16 protein-coding genes are annotated in these 19,466 nt (G+C 59.3%); 12 read left to right on the plus strand and 4 right to left on the minus strand.

The window, feature by feature from the left end:
- The first annotated feature begins 8 nt into the window (after positions 1–8).
- Positions 9–788, plus strand: a complete 780-nt coding sequence (locus HMPREF2682_RS04900) for an amino acid ABC transporter ATP-binding protein (protein ID WP_070831878.1) — start codon at positions 9–11, stop codon at positions 786–788.
- A gap of 101 nt (positions 789–889) precedes the next feature.
- Here the strand turns inward: HMPREF2682_RS04900 and HMPREF2682_RS04905 are convergent, their stop codons facing one another.
- The 3 genes from HMPREF2682_RS04905 to HMPREF2682_RS04915 all read right to left on the minus strand — a co-directional run bounded on the left by HMPREF2682_RS04905 (position 890) and on the right by HMPREF2682_RS04915 (position 4,188).
- Entirely contained in the window at positions 890–1,723 is an 834-nt protein-coding gene (locus HMPREF2682_RS04905; protein ID WP_070831881.1) for an oxidoreductase, read from the minus strand.
- A 224-nt stretch (positions 1,724–1,947) separates the two neighbouring features.
- Complete coding sequence (locus HMPREF2682_RS04910) at positions 1,948–2,325, minus strand: cupin domain-containing protein (protein WP_005504776.1); 378 nt, start codon at positions 2,323–2,325, stop codon at positions 1,948–1,950.
- 168 nt (positions 2,326–2,493) lie between these two features.
- Positions 2,494–4,188 (minus strand): phosphatase PAP2 family protein, encoded by a 1,695-nt coding sequence (locus tag HMPREF2682_RS04915; protein ID WP_070831885.1) that lies wholly within the window; start codon positions 4,186–4,188, stop codon positions 2,494–2,496.
- Positions 4,189–4,481: 293 nt separating this feature from the next.
- On the opposite strand from HMPREF2682_RS04915, the gene HMPREF2682_RS04920 reads away from it, so the two are divergent.
- The 3 genes from HMPREF2682_RS04920 (at position 4,482) to HMPREF2682_RS04930 (ending at position 8,751) form a co-directional block, all read left to right on the plus strand.
- Positions 4,482–5,525 carry an o-succinylbenzoate synthase gene (locus HMPREF2682_RS04920; protein ID WP_070831888.1) on the plus strand — a complete coding sequence of 348 codons (1,044 nt, stop codon included), beginning with the start codon at positions 4,482–4,484 and terminating at the stop codon, positions 5,523–5,525.
- Between the two features lie 78 nt (positions 5,526–5,603).
- A complete protein-coding gene (gene menD / locus HMPREF2682_RS04925) occupies positions 5,604–7,454 on the plus strand; it encodes a 2-succinyl-5-enolpyruvyl-6-hydroxy-3-cyclohexene-1-carboxylic-acid synthase (protein WP_070831891.1) in 1,851 nt (616 codons plus the stop codon).
- A gap of 277 nt (positions 7,455–7,731) precedes the next feature.
- A complete protein-coding gene (locus HMPREF2682_RS04930; protein WP_070831894.1) occupies positions 7,732–8,751 on the plus strand; it encodes a glycosyltransferase in 1,020 nt (339 codons plus the stop codon).
- A 97-nt stretch (positions 8,752–8,848) separates the two neighbouring features.
- Here the strand turns inward: HMPREF2682_RS04930 and HMPREF2682_RS04935 are convergent, their stop codons facing one another.
- Entirely contained in the window at positions 8,849–9,757 is a 909-nt protein-coding gene (locus HMPREF2682_RS04935) for an MBL fold metallo-hydrolase (RefSeq protein WP_070831898.1), read from the minus strand.
- Between the two features lie 265 nt (positions 9,758–10,022).
- On the opposite strand from HMPREF2682_RS04935, the gene gluQRS reads away from it, so the two are divergent.
- From gluQRS to HMPREF2682_RS04970, 8 genes are all read left to right on the plus strand, one after another.
- Positions 10,023–11,051 carry a tRNA glutamyl-Q(34) synthetase GluQRS gene (gene gluQRS / locus HMPREF2682_RS04940; protein WP_070831900.1) on the plus strand — a complete coding sequence of 343 codons (1,029 nt, stop codon included), beginning with the start codon at positions 10,023–10,025 and terminating at the stop codon, positions 11,049–11,051.
- Between the two features lie 381 nt (positions 11,052–11,432).
- The gene (gene putP, locus HMPREF2682_RS04945) at positions 11,433–12,920 is read left to right on the plus strand and encodes a sodium/proline symporter PutP (protein WP_070831903.1); all 1,488 of its coding nucleotides are present in this window, start codon (positions 11,433–11,435) and stop codon (positions 12,918–12,920) included.
- A 215-nt stretch (positions 12,921–13,135) separates the two neighbouring features.
- A complete protein-coding gene (locus HMPREF2682_RS04950; RefSeq protein WP_070831906.1) occupies positions 13,136–14,539 on the plus strand; it encodes an AAA family ATPase in 1,404 nt (467 codons plus the stop codon).
- The gene (locus tag HMPREF2682_RS09265; RefSeq protein ID WP_083321761.1) at positions 14,520–15,131 is read left to right on the plus strand and encodes an RloB family protein; all 612 of its coding nucleotides are present in this window, start codon (positions 14,520–14,522) and stop codon (positions 15,129–15,131) included. Before HMPREF2682_RS04950 ends, HMPREF2682_RS09265 begins: the two co-directional genes overlap by 20 nt.
- Positions 15,132–15,345: 214 nt before the next feature.
- Positions 15,346–16,299 (plus strand): 1,4-dihydroxy-2-naphthoyl-CoA synthase, encoded by a 954-nt coding sequence (locus HMPREF2682_RS04955; protein WP_070680066.1) that lies wholly within the window; start codon positions 15,346–15,348, stop codon positions 16,297–16,299.
- A gap of 164 nt (positions 16,300–16,463) precedes the next feature.
- Positions 16,464–17,852, plus strand: a complete 1,389-nt coding sequence (locus tag HMPREF2682_RS04960; RefSeq protein ID WP_070831908.1) for an AMP-binding protein — start codon at positions 16,464–16,466, stop codon at positions 17,850–17,852.
- Between the two features lie 110 nt (positions 17,853–17,962).
- Positions 17,963–18,877, plus strand: a complete 915-nt coding sequence (locus HMPREF2682_RS04965) for a 1,4-dihydroxy-2-naphthoate polyprenyltransferase (RefSeq protein ID WP_005508295.1) — start codon at positions 17,963–17,965, stop codon at positions 18,875–18,877.
- Positions 18,878–18,979: 102 nt separating this feature from the next.
- On the plus strand, positions 18,980–19,378 hold the full coding sequence (locus tag HMPREF2682_RS04970) for a PLD nuclease N-terminal domain-containing protein (RefSeq protein WP_070688623.1): 399 nt from the start codon (positions 18,980–18,982) through the stop codon (positions 19,376–19,378).
- The last annotated feature ends 88 nt before the right edge of the window (positions 19,379–19,466 follow it).

A 19,466-nucleotide genomic window follows, 5' to 3' on the forward strand; every position in this document is an offset into this window, starting at 1 on the left:
AAGATACTATGACTGCTTCAACTTCATCCATGGCCGCCTCCTCGGTGCGCATTTCTAACCTGCACAAGTCTTACGGCAAGGTTCAGGTTCTCAAGGGCATCGACATGCAGGTCGAGCCGGGCGAGGTCGTGTGCCTCATCGGTCCTTCGGGTTCCGGTAAGTCCACCCTGCTGCGTTGCGTGAACCTGCTGGAGGAGCCGAACGACGGCACCATCATGGTGGGCGATACCGAGGTCACCGACCCGGACGTAGACATTAACCGCGTGCGTACCCACATGGGTATGGTGTTCCAGCAGTTCAACCTGTTCGGTCACCTGAACATTCTGGATAACTGCACGATCGCTCAGATTAAGGTTCTGGGCCGTTCCAAGGCTGAGGCGGAGGCGGTTGCCCGCGAGCAGCTCGCCAAGGTTGGTCTGGAGGGCAAGGAAGACCGCTTCCCGGCTCAGCTGTCCGGTGGTCAGCAGCAGCGTGTGGCTATTGCACGTGCACTGTCCATGCACCCGGACCTGATGCTCTTCGACGAGCCGACCAGTGCCCTCGACCCGGAGATGGTCGGTGAGGTTCTGAGCATTATGCGCAACCTTGCCGATGAGGGTATGACCATGATCGTGGTGACTCACGAGATGGCGTTTGCCCGCGAGGTCGCCGATAAGGTCGTCTTCATGGCCGATGGCGTGGTCGTGGAGGAGGGTCCCGCCGATCAGGTGATTGGCAGCCCCCAGCACGAACGTACTCAGGCTTTCTTGGCGCGCGTGCTCGATCCGACCCACGCCGTAGTAGACTAGTACTAGCTCTTGAAAAACGTAGCGGGCGGTGCTGTACGAAACATTCTGTTTCGCGCAGCACCGCCCGCTTTTTAATGCTCTAGTTCGCGGCTGTTCCGGCCCTAGAAGATGCGGCGCGCCACCTTGTCGAAGAGACGATCGGGCAGCACGGTATGCAGGAACACGGAGGGCTTAGCGCCGAAACCCACGAGGTAGCGGGTCTTGGGGCGGCGCGCCTCCAGGGCTCGCAGAATAGTTTTAGAGATAACCTTCGGCTCCGAGAGGTTGGAGGAGGGCGAGTAGAGCTTACGCATATTTGCCGCAACGCGCTGTGCCTGAGCCGCGTAGACGCCGTTTCGGGAGGATTCTTCCAGGTGGTCTGCCGCGATAAGCCCCCAGGGGGTCTTGATGCCGCCGGGCTCGATAATGATCACGTCAATACCGAACTCTGCAACTTCCATGCGCAGAGCATCGCTGAACGCCTCGAGGGCGTACTTGGTGGCGTGGTACCAGGACCCGAGGGGCATGGTAATGCGCCCCGCCATCGAGGAGATGTTCAGGATGCGCCCGCTACCCTGTGCGCGCATATGCGGTAGCACAAGCTGGGTGAGACGCGCCAGACCGAAGAGGTTCACCTCGAACTGGCGGCGTGCCTCGTCGATAGGCACATCTTCAATGGCGCCGTAGGAGCCGTAGCCTGCATTGTTGATGAGCACGTCAATGCGGCCTTCTGCGTCAATAATCTGCTGCACGGCGGCTTCCATGGATGCTTCATCGGTAACGTCCAGGCTGAGCGCTTTCACGCCCTCGGAGGCGAGCTCTTCAATCTTCTCAACGCGGCGGGCGGCACCGTAGACGGTGTAGCCGTAGCGCACCAGCAGCGGCGCCACGTCGTAGCCGATACCGGAGCTGGCGCCGGTGAGAAGAACGACGGGGCGTTGCAGTGACTTGGGCATTGCGTATCCTTTCGGGTTGCTCCCTGTGATGATAGCGGGAGTGTACTTTTCAGGGTACGCCCGCGCAGGGTGTACGAGCGTGCAGAAAGCTCAGGGCGTAGCGTGAGGGTAATCTCCGCCGGCATATGTGAGGGCAAGAGGACAGAGAAAAAGCTCGCCGCCGCATCCGGTGCAGATGCGGCGGCGAGCTAATGTTTTGGGGTTAGGGATTTTGGGGTCGGGGTTTAGACCTCTTCGACGTCAATATTGACCTTGGGTTCGGGGTGCGATTCGCCGGTCAGCATGGTCACCAGCAGGGTAGAGTCCTTCACGGCACGCAGGGAGTGCAGCAGCTTGGCGGTCACGTGAATCGGCTTGCCGGGCACCAGGGTAATATCGCGGTCCTTCACGTGGAAAATCACCTCGCCCTTGAGCACCTGCACGAAGACGGGGTGGACGCTGTGGTGCTCGTGCCAGGACTGGCCTGCAGCCAGTTCCATGAGGGTCAGGTTGCCGCCGTCGGCATCAACGATCTTGCGGGCCTGGGGCTTATCTTCAAAGGGGGTCAGCGCTTCGGTGAGCTGGGGGAATACGAGGACGCGGCCTTCGTGGGTACCTGCCATGGTACGCACCTTTCTCTTCAGGGGTGAGTGAAAGGGGGTGCGCAACCCCCTCCCTATTATTGGTATTTAAAATACTAAATTACTTATATTGTATTCCCCTCCCCGCACCCGGACAATACCTCAACTCACACCGAGCTGAAACACCCCGAGCAGGGAGGGGAACAACGTCTACTGATAACTCCACACCTTCGAATAGGCGGAGCGATTACTATTACGCGGACGCAACAGGTTCACCATCAACGCCGTCGTACCAAAGCTCACCGCAATAATCATGCAGGTCGCCGCGGTAAACGCACCACCGGGAATCGGCGCAAAAATCGCAATCAGATACAGGATCACCGCGCAGAACGACAGGAACAGCGTCGCAATCGTCATCAACGGCACCAGCACCAAACCACCACGCGCCGGCACCGCAAAATCTGCCGGACGTACATAACGCAACACGCCCATACCCACAACCGTCCAGATGGCGGTGACCAGAATAGCGGTCACCACATCCGCCGGGCGGTGCCAACCGTTAATAATCGTGGAGGCACCCGTCAGGCAGGTCGCCAACGCCGCGCAGAGAGCCACCGTGGGCCGCAAAAAACGAGGCGCCGCCAGGAAGAGCGCCGCGCCAGCCGCCGCCGCAAAGGTCGTATGGCCGCTGGGGGCCGAGTTGCTCAGCGCCTCCTGAACACCCAGGTCGGGCTTCACGATCAGATAGTGCTTAAGCAGATACGTACTCGTCACCGCCGCAGCCCCAACTAGCACTCCAATCAGCGAGGGCAGGAACCGGTGCTTCCAAATCAGCACCGCAATCAGACCCAGCACCGCAATCACACCAACAATCGTGGGCAAAGAATCCAGCGCAGTCAGGGTCGGACCGCGGTAACTCTTGAACTGATGCGCATACTCGGTGTACGCCTGCTCATCAACCTGCTGGCCGGTCGCCGTGTAAATGAAGAACACAAACGCACCGTAGAGAGACAGACCCAAGAACAGCAACGCCATCACGTGACGCATCAAAATACCGGTACTCGGAAGATGATGCCCCTGCTCTTCGCCGGGACGATTCACCGGGCGGCCCGAAGCATCCACGGGAACCTGACCGGTCTGAACATACGCACCGTTCGGGTAGGCGGCGGCAGGATACGCCTCGGGAGGATAAGCCACCGGCTGCACAGGTGCCTGCGGAGGCATCGCACGCGTGGGAAGAGGCTGTTGAGCACCTATCTGAGGCGCACCCATTGGGGAAGCACCCATCTGATTGTTCAGCGGGAAACCGCTCACCGGAGGCTTCGGCGGGTCCAAACGGCGCGTAGCCTGCATGGGCTCATCCGCGCTGTAGTTCCCCTGAGAGGCGCGTTCCTGCGGCGAGGGAATCGTCTCAGGAATCTTAATAGGGGCACGGTAGGCGCGCGGCAAAGGACGAGTCGCGCCAATAACCTCTGAGGTGTCGGGGTGCGAAGAAATAACTTCGGTATTCGCAGATTCAGCGTTCGCGGAACCGGTATTCATGGAACCTGCAGGCGCAGCTTCGTGAGCCGGCGAGGAACCGTAATCCGTCAAAACTTTCGTACGGTCATCACTGTGCGCAGCGGCATGGGTAGCCGTTTCGTGGGAGGCGAGCACCTGGGTAGCATCCTGATAATCAGAGAGCACCGCAGTCGGGTCCTGATAATCAGAAAGCGCCTGAGTCGGGTCCTGATAATCAGAGAGCACCGCAGTCTCATCAGAGGAAAACACCGTAGTGGGCGCATTGTCAGCAGCGGCCGCATGCACATCAGCGGGGTGAAGCACACTGGTAGCATCGAGGTTTTCGGAGCTCTCCCAACCGGAGTTTCCCGAACCCGATGTATTTGCCGGTGTTTTCTTCTTCATACCCCTTCGTACCTTCTTGCCCTCATGTCTGTTAGCCATACCCGAGCCCGCCGATGCCAGCCCCTCAAAACGGTAGCCCCCAAGCTGCCGTTTTATGCGAGGCACCGTCCGAGTTCTCGGGCGAATAACTACCTACTATCCCAGGTTAAGCTATGAAAAACTAAAGTTTTTTCGACCACAACCTGAGAGTTTCCAGAGAATGCGTAACAGGGTGCGAGCGCACCCACCCGCCCCCAGAATGTTATGGTGAGCTCATATCGCATCAAAGAAGGGCAGATACCTTGAACACCAGTATGAGCGTGCCGCCTCTCGGCTACGGTTTTCACCTCACGAACACTCCCCTACCGCCCCTGCAGGAGGTTCTGGAGAACCTGTTTACGGTCGAAATTCCGATGACGGTCACCTTCCGCGGGGTCAATAGCCGCCAGAGCGCGCTGATTCGTGGCCCGTATGGCTGGGGCGAGTTCGCGCCCTTCCTCGAGTACGGTGCGCAGGAGTCTGCCGCGTGGCTTGCCTGCGCGCTAGAGGCGGCATGGTTGCCTGCCCCGGAGCCGGTGCGTACGCGCATCCCGCTGAACGCGACCCTGCCCGCGGTACCGGCGGAGCGTGTGCCGGAGGTGCTCGCCAAGTACGAGGGTGAGATTCAGGAACTCAAAATCAAGGTGGCTGAGAAGGGCCAGAGCCTTGCCGATGATATTGCCCGCGTGGCGGCTGCACGAGATGTACTCCCGAATGCACGCCTGAAGGTGGACGCGAACATGGGCTACACCCTCGCCGGTGCCCTTGATGCGCTGCGCAAGCTCTGCGAGTACGGCATTATCTACGCCGAACAGCCCGTGGCATCCATTGAGGATATGGCTGCGCTCCGCTTTGCCATTGCTAAGGAGGGGCTGCCCGCCCGCATTGCCGCAGACGAGTCAATCCGCAAAGCGGAAGACCCACTGAAGGTGGCTCGCGCAAACGCCGCGGACCTGATGGTTATTAAGGCGGCGCCGCTGGGCGGTGTACGCCGTGCGCTCGCGCTGGTGGAGCAGGCGCAGCTTCCGGCGGTAGTGTCTTCTGCGCTGGAGTCTTCGGTGGGCATTGCCACCGGTGCCTCTCTGGCGGCCTCCCTACCGACCTTGAGGTACGGGTGCGGTCTGGGCACGGTCTCCCTCATGGCTGAGGATGTCACCGATGAGCCGCTCATCGCCCGCGACGGGTTCATGGACCTGCGCACCATCACCCCCAGCCCGCAGCGCCTGGAGCGTCTTGCCACCGATGAGCAGACCCGCCAGTGGTGGGTGGAGCGCGTCACCGCCTGCTACCGGGTGCTGGAACGCGCCTGCGGACTGTGAAGACTGCAGTTATCAAGGTTGCGCCCGTGAAGGGTAACCATAACTGAATGAAAAACCTTACGGCATTAGAATGGTACGGTGACTGAAAACCGCTCAACCCCCGCCATGCTCACCGCAGTATCCGTGCTCGATTCGCTGATTCGTGCCGGTATGCGGCATGTTGTCGTGTCTCCGGGATCCCGCAGCGCACCTCTTGCGTACGCTATTGCCGCCGCCGCTGAAGCCGGCGCCCTCATTGCGCACGTGCGCGTGGACGAGCGAAGTGCAGCCTTTACCGCCCTGGGTATTGCCAAGGCGTCCGGTCAGCCCGTGGGTCTGGTGTGCACCTCCGGTACGGCACTGGGCGAGTACGTGCCCGCCGTCATGGAGGCGTACCACGCCGGTGTGCCCCTGGCGGTGCTGAGCGCGGACCGCCCGGAGCGTCTGCGCGGTAGCGGCGTGAATCAGACGACCCGCCAGGCGAGTTTCTTCCATCCTTTTGTGCGTGCTGAAGCCGATCTGACCTCCTACCCCGAGCAGGTGGAGGGCGAGCAGACTCAGGCTTTTGCCGCCTGTCTGAATGCGCTGACCGGTCGTAGCGCCGAGCATTGGCGCAAGCAGTCGGCGGAGCCGATTGGCCCGGTGCACCTGAACATTTGTTTCGATACGCCGCTGACCCCCTCTGGCCGTTTTGCGCAGATGCTGCCGCAGTGGGCGCAGAGCCTGCTGGAGGATTACGACCCGCAGGCTGAGGGTCGCGCCCGCGCCGCCCGCGCTGAAGGTTCAGGACTCTCCAGCGCCGAGCAGCGTTGGCTTCTGGAATCTTTGGAGGCGCAGGCGGACCTGGCGGAGTTCACTCCGGCGCACCGCACCGTAGTGGTTGCCGCTGACGGTGCCGGCGAGTTTGCGGCGGAGTTTGCGCGCGTGCTGAATCTGCCGCTGTTTGCGGAGCCTTCCTCCGAGGCGCGCCACGGCGCAACCTCCATTCCTCACTACCCGCAGCTGCTCGCTGATGGTTCGTTCGCCCCCGCCGCGCAGATTGAGCGTGTGGTGCTCTTTGGCCACCCGACGCTTTCGCGCCCGATTACCGCACTGCTGGAACGCGAAGATATTCAGTGCGCGTTCTACGCCCCGCGCCGCGCCAGCTGGTACGAGCCGGGCGCTCGCTCCTTCGTGGAGCTGCCGACCCCGCGCGAGCTCGCCGAGTTTGCGTGCGCCTCCGCTACTGCCACCGATGAGCTGGTGGACGAGCTGAGCTGGCTGGATCAGTGGGTTGAGCCCGCCCGCGGGCTACAGGATGAGTGCCTGCGCGCCATTGCCGCCTACGAACACCCCGGTGCTGAGAGTTCAGTAGACAGCGCTGAGAGCTCGGTTGACTACACCGATTACCGCAACCGCACCGCCGGCCGCTCCTACGCCCGCCGCGTCTGGCAGGATGCGGTGGCTCAGCGCCGCCTCATGGTGCTGGGTTCTTCAAACCTGGTGCGTGATTTGGATGCGGCAGCCCCCGCCCTGGGCGAGCCCGCCCCCGCACGCGTGTTTGCTAATCGCGGTCTAGCCGGTATTGACGGCACGATTGCGACCGCTATCGGTGTGTCTCTGTCTGGCTACTACCCTGCCGGTGTGGATGAGAACTCCCACCCGGTTATTGGTGGCGCCGCCCTGCCGGTGACCCTGCTGTGCGGTGACCTGACCTTCCAGCACGATGTGTCCTCGCTGAACCTGCCGAATACTGAGCTTCTGCCTGAACTGCGCGTTGAGGTCTTTGACGATGCCGGCGGCGGTATTTTCACGACCCTTGAACACGGTGATATGGCTCGTCAGGAGCAGTTCACCGCCGCTGTGGACCGTTTCTTCACGGTGGTTGCCGCCCCGAATACTGATTTGGCGCGCATGGCTGCCGGTTTTGGGACCGAATCGGGCATTGAGGTGCGCATTCACACACCCTAAAGCCGCACACAAAGGCTGTGGGCTAAGCCCCGTACGCGGGGTTCACCGATATACTAAAAACTACCTGTGCCGTAGCCCTTCGTGGCTAAAAGCTAGCCGGTCGTAGCGGTTTCACTCGCCGCTACCTTCGCGTTTTCTGCGCGCCTGCTCAGGTGAGGCACCATATCTATCATTGATCAACATTCACGGTCTTGCCGCTGATGCATACCGCCTGCGCCCCGGGGTTTTGCCCCGGTAAGCCGGGCGCATACGGCGGGCTGTGTTCCCAAGGATTCTCATGAGCTCACTCGATATTATTGTTGCCGTCCCCTCCGGAGCCGGCTGGGTTCCCGTGCACGCCATGGCGGAGCTTCTCGCCCGCTACACCGGCGGCACCGTCCACACCGTAGATGTGGGCGCGTCCCTCAGCAAGGAAACCAAGCTTCTGGCACGTCTGCCCCGCATTAAGGGCGGCTCCAAGCGTTGCCTGGTGATTGCTTCTGATCCCGGTCAGCTGTACGCCATTTCGCAGCGTTCCTTCGCGTTCCGCCGCTACGGCGCGATTTACGGCTGGGTGATTGATAGCTTCTGGGACGACCGTATTCCCGCCGTGGCGAAGTCCTCCACCTACGACCGTATTTTCGTTGCGGACGTTGACGATGTTCAGCCCTGGACTGCCGCGGGCGTGAAGAACCCCGGCGTTCTACCCTGGGGCGCGGACGTGTGGAGCAAGTTCAACGACCGTCTGGTTGCGCTGGAGTCGAAGAGCACCGACCTGCTACGCGTGGGTCGTCAGCCCGCCGCCTACGAGGATGACGAGGCGACCGCCGCCCTTGCCGCCGAGCTGGGTCTGAGCTTTGAGGGCCGCCCGCCCTTCGGCGCGAACGATCGCGAGTCGGCTCAGCATCTGCAGGATTCGCTGAACCGAGCGAAGTTCTTGCTGGCGTTCTCCACCTCGGTCAGCCCGGCACCCTACACTCACCCGACCAAGGAGTACATCACCGGTCGTTGGACCGATGCGCTGGCTTCGGGTGTGACCGTGGTCGGCAAGGTTCCGAACACGACCACCGTACGCGAGATTCTCTGGGACGGCGCAACCATCGACATTAATCACGCGGATGCTCGTGCGGGCCTTGCACAGGTTACCGAGGCCGCCTCCCGCTGGACCCCGGCACAGGGTGAACAGCAGATCCGTCAGGCGCTGCAGCATCTGGATTGGCGCCACCGTTTCGTTCAGCTGTGCGAGGCAATGGGTGAGGTTCCCACCTCCCTGAAGGCTGATTGCGAGGCAATGCGCGCCCAGTACGTTCAGCATTAAAAAGGTTATGAGTATATAAAAAGTGAGGGCTGGTTTCTATCACAGAAACCAGCCCTCACCTGTATTTATGCCCCATGAGGCATATTGCATACGGGGTTTAGTACGAGGCCTGACCCAGAGTAATCGGACCCGTGAAACCACTGGTATCCGGGTGCTCCGCATCGAGGTACGCCGCCACCGGTGCGTTCTCAAGCTGAGCCAATCGATCCAGCAGGAAGCGAGTCGCACCCGGCGCATACGGCAGCTTATACATTGCCGCGGTAGTTGCTTCATCCTCACGGTTCAGAGTGGAGGAACGAATCGACTCAATAGCGGTCACCATGGTGTTACGCTCACGCTCCACAAAGGTGCGGTCCACCGGCTCACCGTTACCGGGCACGAACACGCGGTAGCGATCAAATTCGAGCACCGCACCGAGGGTATCGATCCAACGGTCGGGGAAAGAATCCTCAAAGTAGGGGTCGGTACCCTCTTCAATCAGACCGCCCATGAAGAGCACATCTTCAATGCCGACCAGAATGTCGCCGTCGGTGTGGCCGGGACCCATGTACATGAGGGTTGCGCTACGCTCACCCAGGTCAATGGGGGTAAAGGTAATGCCGTCACCGCTGTTGGCGACCAGGCGGTTGGGGACAATAATGTTGGTGGCTGCACCCTGGTGGTGCGCCATTTCCGGTTCGAGCGTCTCGACGTAGGGACGCTGCGCCTCACCGTATTTACGAATTGCACGCGCGGCGCGAGGATGCGCCCAGAATTCTTCGGCACCCATTGCCGCGAAAACATCGTTACCGAAGAAACGCTCATAGTGACCGTGAGTGTTTACGACGGTGATAGGAAGGCGCGTGAGACGGCGAACCTCATCATAGATTTCGGTTGCCTGACGGGGACCTGCGCCGGTATCCACGACAAGTGCCCGTTCCAGTCCGAGGACCAGTCCGGTGTTCAGTCGGTAGTTGTCGGTCGCAATACGGTACACGCCGTCTGCGAGTTCAATAGTACGAGCCATAGATACAACCCTACTGTAATTTTTGGCGACTGAGGGGCTATTCGGGCTTCTGGAGAACATATTTTTGCACTATTGCACGCCTCTAAAGGGATGAAAGTGCATCATTCTGCACAATTTCGCCTCTACGGATAGCTGATACGTGATGCTTGACAACCTCCACAGATTGATTAGCCGGGTAGCACGTTCCTCCTGCTAGTCCAGCGCCGATTAGGAGCCTGTGGGGATCTGAGCAGGAACCAGAAATCGCGCCCTATAGGATAGGAGTATGACTTCTTCCTCTACCTCCTCTACTGCGGTTCCTACAGATCAGCCATTCCCCAGCGGCACCGGACGCTACGCCCCCTCCCCCTCGGGGGACTTGCACCTGGGTAATTTGCGTACCGCCATTCTGGCGTGGGCGATGGCGCGCCGCGGCGGCAAGCCCTTCTACCTGCGCGTGGAGGATCTGGATCGCGTGCGCCCGGGCGCGGCGGAACGTCAGATTGCAGATTTGGCGGCGCTGGGTCTGGATTGGAATGCGAGCCCCGGCGCCTCAGCAGAACACATTGAGGGTAGCGAAGGCGCCGAGAGCAAGGAAGCGGGCGTTCTGTATCAGAGCACGCGCCTTGCCGCCTATGAGCAGGCGGTTGCGCAGCTGCGCGAGGCGGGCCTCGTGTACGAGTGCTACTGCACCCGCCGCGAAATTCAGGAGGCGTCGAGCGCCCCGCACGGTGCACCGGGTGCGTACCCGGGTACCTGCCGCGAGCTGACAGAGGCGCAGCGGGAGGAGCGCCGCACCCAGCGTCCGCCGGCTCTGCGTCTGCGCGCCGAGTGCACGAGCTACACCGTGCAGGATGATTTTTACGGTACCTACACCGGTCTGGTGGATGATTTTGTGCTGGTGCGTAATGACGGCACCTACGCCTACAACCTGACCTCCGTGGTGGATGATGCGTTTGTGGGGGTTGAGCAGATTGTGCGCGGCGATGACCTGTTGCCTTCTGCGCCCCGCCAGTCGTATTTGGCGCGGCTTTTGGGTTTGGCGCAGCCGCGTTACGCGCATGTGCCGCTGGCACTGAACGAGGAGGGTAAACGTCTGGCGAAGCGTGACGGCGCGGTGACTCTGCCGCAGCTGCGTGAAGCGGGCGTTGAAATCCCCACGATTTTGGGGTGGATTGCCGCGTCTATTCCGGTGTACAACGCTGATGGTTCTGCCCATTCGGCGGATGTTCCGGTGCCCAATGCGGCGGCGATTTTGGAGCGTTTTGACCCGGCTCGTATGGCTACTGAGCCGTGGGTTGTGAGGGATCTCTAAGCCTCTGTGACTTTGTCGTGTAACAGTTCAACACTCCGAACGGCTTTTAAATTTTTCGTTTAATTCGTTTCAGATGCATACGGCTCTGAACGTTTGCGTTGCTTTTAAACTGCATCTCTTGCACTAAAGTGCCCGAAACCCTGAATTTCAAGGGTTTTTCGGGCACTTTTTCGCACACGCTCCCACAGCACCCCACGTGTACGACCATAGGATTTACACAGCTTATACATATTTATTCCACAGACTCAAACTCTTTAACGTCAAATAGACTTTATTTTCAGCCCTTCAGAGCCTAGACTGTATCCTATGCCACTCATAAAGTTATGGGGTAGCGCATAAATACACACAGGCGCACACTATCACCAGGAGAGAAGGAACATTATGGCCGCGAGTACATACCAGGTCATCGCTCTGGCGATTTATTTTGTTGCCATGATCGCGATTGGCCTATGGGCAAATAGCAAAAACAACAGTCTTGACGACTATGTGCTGGGCGGGCGACAGCTCTCCCCCACCGTCGCCGCTCTCTCAGCAGGCGCCTCCGACATGTCCGGTTGGCTCCTCATGGGTCTGCCCGGCGCCGTCTACCTCAGCGGTCTCTCCCAGGCGTGGCTCGCCGTCGGTCTGACCATCGGCGCATGGTGCAACTGGAAGTTCGTGGCACCGCGACTGCGTAGCTACACCGAAGTTGCCGGCGACGCCGTGACCGTCCCCGTCTTCCTGAGCAACCGCCTCAAGGACACCAAGCGCGTGCTGCGCATCGTCTCCGGTGTCGTGATTCTGGTGTTCTTCACCTTCTACGTCTCCTCCGGTATGGTGTCCGGCGGTCTGTTCTTCAAGTCCTCCTTCGGTCAGGAATACCACACCGGTATGCTCCTGCTGGCAGGCATCACCGTGTTCTACACGCTCTTCGGCGGCTTCATGGGCGCATCCTACACCGACATGGTTCAGGGTCTGCTCATGCTCGCAGCGCTGATCGCCGTTCCGGTCATCACCATCATTGACCTCGGCGGCGTGGGCCCCGTGGTTGAGTCCATCAGCCAGGTACGCCCCGACGCGCTGAGCATCTTCGCGGGCACCACTTTCGCCGGTATTGTTTCGTCCCTCGCATGGGGTCTGGGCTACTTCGGCCAGCCGCACATTATCGTGCGATTCATGGCGATGCGCACCCCCGCAGACGCTAAGTCCGGCCGCCGCATCGGTATCAGCTGGATGGTCCTGACCGTGTTCGGTGCACTGAGCGGTGCGTTCATGGGCATCGCATACTTTGCACGCCACCCCGAGGCGTCCCTCACCAACCCCGAAACCGCAGAATCCGTGTTCCTGGACCTCTCGCAGATCCTCTTCCACCCCTTCATCGCCGGTCTGATTCTGGCAGCGGTTTTGGCGGCAATTATGTCCACCCTCTCCTCGCAGCTGATTGTGTGCTCCTCGGCGCTCGTGGAGGACCTCTACGGCATCTTCTCCTCGAAGAAGCTCAGCGCCGGCAAGTCCCTGTGGCTCGGCCGTGCAGGCGTGGCAATCGTGGCACTGGTCGCAGGTGCCCTGGCATGGAACCCCGACAGCTCCATTCTGCAGCTGGTCGCATTCGCGTGGGCGGGCTTCGGTTCGGCATTCGGCCCGACCGTTCTGCTCTCCCTCTACTGGCGTAAGCTGACCACCCAGGGTGCACTCGCCTCCATGATTACCGGTGCCGTTGTGGCATTCGCGTGGGGTCAGAGCCCGCTGAAGTCCGTGCTCTACGAAATGGTTCCCGGCTTCGCTTCGGCGCTGCTTGTCGCCATCGTGGTTTCGCTCATGACCTACAAGAAGAACGACGCCATTGACGAAGAGTTCGACCGCGCGGTTGAGCTCGCAAAGGTCAAGTAAAGGTTTGATGCAATAAACCTCCGCGTTCAGAGGATACATCGAGAACAGCTTGGCAAACCTTCAGAACCTTTATCGGAAGTGAGGACGTAGGCTCGCCACCCTCCCCGGCAGCCCGGTACTACAGTCTGTAGTGCCGGGCTATTTCCTTTTCCACAGGAAAGGTACCAGTTTTCTGTTCCTCGCTTATATCAAGAAGGGCATGATATATTCAAACCATGAAAATCCTTAGTTTCAGAGTAAAGAACCACAAGAGCCTCAGGGACGAGACTGCCTTAGAGCTTCTAGACCCATCCTTTAAGACGCTCACTCCTAGCTCAGGTAAAACCTGGGACGATTCCATACATACAGTAGCAGGTATATTTGGTGCCAACGCATCAGGAAAATCTAATCTCCTTGATGCTCTGTGGTACTTCATAGCCGCAGTCAGGTACTCATCTACGTCCTGGCAAAATCGCGATAGTTTTCCCTACGCCCCTTTTAAATTGGACCAGAAGAGCAGAGATTCGGAAAGCGTTTATGAGTTAGATTTTCTTATCGATGACGTGCGCTATCGATATGGTTTTAGCACGTCTGAACAAGGTATTGTATTTGAATATCTAGACTATATCCCCAATAAACGTTGGAAAAAAATATTCACTCGAGAGAGCATGGATTCCGGGGAATACAAAACTTCATTTGCGGCTGGAATTCAGAAGGTAGAAGTAACTAGCCGTGAGCTCATACTTTCTCGAGCACTAACTCTAAAACGAAACGACGTAATCCAGAACATATCAGAAAAGATTTCAAATGGGATAGATTTCGTTTTCCTTGCCAAAGATCAAAAATCTCGCATCAACAGCATCGTGCGTGACCTGGACAACAAATCAATATCTTTCGAAGAGATTGAATCACTCTTGCAAATTGCTGATATCGGAATTCAGAAAGTTAAATTGTGGCGACATGAAAGTGAATACGACCCTAATAACCCAAATAGCTCCGACTCTAACATTCCACCAAAAATCTTATTTGACCTCATGCGAAACTTATCTTCTGCTCAAGATTCAAATCAAGGCGATGAGACTAGTAGTACAGAAAAACGAAGTTTACAAAAACTAATCCAACGTCGCCTAGAATTTATCCACCATTCCAGTGACACTAATCCATCTCCCCTATATTTGAGGGATGAGAGTGATGGCACCTTGGCCTGGCTGGTAGTATCTTTTGCTGCACTCAAGGCTATACGGTCTGGGGGAATTGTGTGTGGGGATGAGCTAGATTCTAGCTTGCACCCATACTTGGTATATCTTCTTATCCGTCTGTTTACAGATAAATCCATTAATACCCAGGGTGCCCAGTTAATCTTTACAACTCATGACGCTACAATTCTAAACCAGCAAGAAAAACTTGGGCTGACCTATAACAATATATGGTTTACCGAGAAAAACCGAGAAGGGGTCACCGACCTATTCTCCTTAGGAGACTTTCCCCATAAGGAGGATAAGGATATTGAACGTCTCTACTTATCAGGAGTATACGGAGCGGTACCCTTTACGGCAGCCAGCCTGTTCAAGCCACTTGTTGACTTTTCTCCCTTTGACTACACCACAAAGGGGGATATTGATGCGCAGCAGGAATGGTAGGAGTAGCTTTCGGCGAGACCCCCGCAAATCTCGTACTATTAAAAAAAGAATACTTATATGCGTTGAAGGAGAAAATACTGAACAAGAATATTTTGACCGCCTCAAACAAGAAATTAGTTCAGAGAATACCAGTGTTGACTTTGTTGTCGATAAACCCAGTGGGACCGACCCGATGAGCATCCTTAAAGGATGCCTAAACAACACAAATGAATATTCTGAACGTTTTTGCGTTATCGATGTTGATCAACACCAAAATTTAGAGAAAGCTCTTATTCGCGCCACCCAAAAGGGTGTCTCTATAGTGGTTACAAATATTAAATTTGAGGTATGGCTACTATGGCATATTGATGACTTTCCAAATAGTTACATGTCAAGTTCTGATATAAATAAACGGGTAAAAGATATATGCAAAAATTTCCCTTTTATGAAAGGCCGAAACAATAAGGGCTTGCATAAAGATTTTCCTATTGGCAATTATCATGAAGCATCGATTAGAGCTAAAAGAAAAGACCCAAATATGGCTTTTAACCAGATAGGGCCGAACCCTTCTAGTGCTATGCCGCTTCTAATCGATAAAATTATCAATGGATAAATAACATCCATTTCATATTGAGAAGCCCGGGCCGCACACACGCGGTCCGGGCCTTGGTCTGTTTATAGGGTCTTAACCTGCCAAGATACAGGTATGAGCGCAAGGACAGAGACCCTTCCCCGCGCATCATATTCTGCTATTGGAATATTATGCCGAGCATGCCTTGTTCCCCGGCCTCGACGAGCCGCACCGCGGGCACCGTAAAATAGGGTCTATGACTGCACAACTTCCCGAAAAGGTCTCGGACATCTTCAACCCCGCCGACTGGCGCGTCGTTGAGGGCTTCGAGGACTTCACCGACATCACCTACCACCGCCAGGTTGAGCGCGACGAAAACGGCGAGATTCTGCGCGATCTGCCTACCGTGCGCATCGCCTTCGACCGCCCCGAGGTGCGCAACGCATTCCGCCCGCACACCGTGGACGAGCTCTACCGCGCCCTCGACCACGCCCGCATGACCTCTAACGTGGGCACCGTACTGCTCACCGGCAACGGCCCCTCCCCCAAGGACGGCGGCTGGGCCTTCTGCTCCGGCGGTGACCAGCGCATCCGCGGCCGCGACGGCTACCACTACGCCAGCGGCGAGACCGCAGAAAGCATCGACCCGGCACGCGCGGGCCGCCTGCACATCCTGGAGGTGCAGCGCCTCATCCGCACCATGCCCAAGGTCGTTATTGCCCTTGTCTCCGGCTGGGCAGCCGGTGGCGGTCACTCCCTGCACGTGGTGGCCGACCTGACCATCGCCTCCGAAGAATACGGCAAGTTCAAGCAGACCGACGCGACCGTCGGCTCCTTCGACGCAGGCTACGGTTCGGCGCTGCTCGCCCGCCAGGTGGGCCAGAAGTTCGCCCGCGAAATCTTCTTCCTCGCCAAAGAATACGACGCCCAGCGCATGTACGAAATGGGCGCGGTCAACGACGTCGTCCCCCACGCCGAGCTGGAGAACAAGGGTCTGGAATACGCGGCGCACATCGCCCGCCAGTCCCCGCAGGCAATCCGTATGCTCAAGTACGCCTTCAACCTGCCCGACGACGGCATGCTCGGCCAGCAGGTCTTCGCCGGTGAGGCCACCCGCATGGCCTACATGACCGACGAGGCCGTGGAGGGCCGCGATGCGTTCCTGCAGAAGCGTGACCCGGACTGGTCCAACTACCCCTACTACTTCTAGTAGCTTCAAATGAACAGGCTCGGAGCCGGATTCACCCCTGAGACCCTCAGCTAAGAATCCGGCTCCGGCGCATTTGATGCCGCGTCTTTCCTCCACCCCGCATATGACACGCTCAGGCGCATAACAGCACGCAGCCGTTACACACAGCCGCTAAGGATTTAGCCATGATAAACACCCCCGTACCCGGGCTCGCGCCCTCCCCCGCCCCGCAGGAGGCTGCCCTGCACCCGCAGGCGGTACAGGTGCGCGCCGATCAGCCCGCCGACCCTCACGCCATGCTGAGTGCCTTTGAGCAGCTGCTGGGTGACTATGCGGCGGGGGCTGAGAATATAGGGGTAACGGAGCCTATTGCCCTGGTGGTGGGCACCTCCGGATCCACCGGAACCCCCAAACGCACCGCACTGACCGCTCGCGCCCTTGCCGCCAGCGCGGCAGCAACCGAGAACTTCTTCGAGGCTAACGCGAATGCCGCCTCGCAGTGGTTGATGGCTCTTCCCGCGCACTATATTGCCGGTGCGCAGGTGCTCGCCCGCTCCGTGCTCGCCGGGACCTCCCCGGTCATTGCCCGCTCCGTAACCGAGCCGGTGCACTTTACCCCGGAGGTATTCCTGCAGGCGGTTGAGCAGATGAGCTCGGCACGCCGGTTTATCTCCTTGGTGCCCACCCAGCTGCATAAGCTCCTCGAAAGCGCGGACACCGACCCGCGCCTGGGCGCTGAGATTCACGAGGCGCTCGGCTCCTTCACCGGAATCTTGCTTGGAGGCGCTCCCGCCAGCGCCGACCTGCTCGCCGCCGCCTCCGCGCTGGGGCTGAATACGGTAACCACCTACGGTAGTGCCGAAACCGCCGGCGGATGCGTCTACTCCGGCTCCGTGCTGCCCGGCGTGCGGGTGGAGCTCATGCCCGAAGAAGGTATGCCTGCTGTACCGAATATCGGTGGGAAGCCGGCGCATGAAGAGCCGGCGCATGAAGATCCTGTGCAGGTGGGTCGCATTTGGATTAGCGGCGCGCACCTCGCCAACGGCTACATTGGCGATGCCGCCCGCACCGCCGAGCACTTCTTCACCGCCGCCGACGGCACCCGCTGGTACCGCACCGACGACTACGGACTGCTGACCCCTGTAGCAGCTCCCGATAGCAACGAGAACTGTAGCGAGCCGCACCTGCAGGTGCTTGGCCGTAGCGACGACGTGCTTATCAGCGGCGGTGTGAAAATCTCCGCACGCGCCGTGGCGACCGTCCTCGAAGAGCACCCCGCCGTACGCGAAGCCTGCGTGGTCGGGCTACCCGATGCCCGCTGGGGCACCGCCATTGCCGCCGCAGTCACGCTCGTGCCCTCCGCGCTGGCACCCTCCGCAGCAGGCAACGGCATGAGCTCCGCCCTGAACGAAGAACTCAGCGCCCTGCTGCGTGCCCGCTGCGCCGAAAAGCTCGGCGCCCCCGCCGCACCCAAGCAGCTGAGCATCCTGCCGGATTTCCCGCTCACCAGTACCGGCAAGCCGGACCGCGCAGAAATATACAGTATCCTGGACAGAGACTATCGTCAGGGCTAAAGCAGGCTCATCCGCGGGTTTTCACCCCGCACACACAGCCGCCCGCACGCCCTGACCCTCGCATCACAACACCCACGCATCATACGCACTTAGACCCGGAAGGAACCCCCGTGGCAACTGCCGCCCAATGGATTGAAGGCGCTCGCCTGCGCACCCTGCCGCTCGCCGTCGCCCCCATTATTGCCGGCTCAGCTGCCGCCTACGAGGTCAACGAATTCAAGCCGCTCTACGCGTTCTTGGCGTTCCTCGTCGCGTTCTTCCTGCAGGTCGGCGTGAACTACGCCAACGACTACTCCGACGGCATCAAAGGCACCGACGAAGACCGTGTGGGTCCGCTACGCCTCGTCGGTTCCGGTGTGGCAAGCCCCCGCTCCGTCAAGTACGCCGCCTTCGCCTGCTTCGGTCTAGCGATGCTTGCCGGTCTTGCCCTGGTGGCTCTGGCGAACCAGTGGTGGTTCCTAGCGATTGGCGCCTCCAGCGTCTTCGCGGCGTGGGGCTACACCGGCGGCAAGCACCCCTACGGCTACATGGGCCTGGGCGATGTGTTCGTCTTCGTCTACTTTGGTCTGGTCGCGACCCTGGGCACCCTCTACACGCAGGCGCACACCCTGACCCTGCTCGGCTGGGTGGGCGCTATCGGCATTGGTCTGATTTCCTGTGCGCTGCTCATGGCGAATAACGTGCGTGACATTCCCACCGACATTGAGGCGGGCAAGTTGACCATGGCGGTGCGCCTGGGCGAACGCTGGTCGCGCATCACCTACATTGTGGAGATGGCGCTGGCGCTGGGCTTGGGCGTGCTCCTGCTCGATGAGAATCCCTGGTTCCTGCTGATCTTCCTGCTGGTCGGCCCGACCATCCACTCCTGCGTGACCGTGTGGACGCGCGGCGGCCGCGACCTGATCCCCGTGCTCAAGCAGGCGGGTATTGTGGCGCTCGTGTACTCCGTGATTCTTGCCCTCGCCGTGTGGCTGGGCTCGCTGGATATTATTAGCCACGAGGTTCAGGTGTTCACCGGCTACTAAGCCGACGTACAAATCTGCACCGGATTGCCGCGCCGTTACGCCGTTGGCGGGCACCCGGTTCACAGTTCCGCAATAACGCGGCGGTATGTCATAGTAGTGCTTATGATTCGAGCCATGCTGATTATTGGCGGCGCCGCCCTCATCGTGGGGCTGACCCTTTACACCCTCTTGGACGCCGTCCGCACCCCCGCACACGAGGCGCGAACCCTGCCCAAGTGGCTGTGGGTTCTCGTCACCCTGCTCTTCCCCGTGGTGGGCCCGCTCATGTGGCTTATCTTGGGCCGCCCCAAAGCACAGCCCGCAGCAGGCGCTCCTCGCCACGGCTTCGGTCAGCGACGCAGCACCCCGGCGCCCTCGGTATCTTCCCCCGACGACGATGAGGAATACCTGCGCTGGCTCAAAGCAAAAGCAGAACGCGAACGCCGCAGCCGCGAAGCAGAGTCGAACAACAAGCAGGATCCCGAGGACGGCACGCCGAATCAGAGTAACGGGCAGAACTAGTCAGGACAGCTAGGTTTGCAGCTCGTGCGCCCCTCAAGGTTTACAGCAAGAGGCTGTGAGCGCATCCGTAACGGATGGGCTCACAGCC

It is taken from the genome of Rothia sp. HMSC061D12, from assembly GCF_001836735.1.
Classification (GTDB): Bacteria; Actinomycetota; Actinomycetes; order Actinomycetales; family Micrococcaceae; genus Rothia.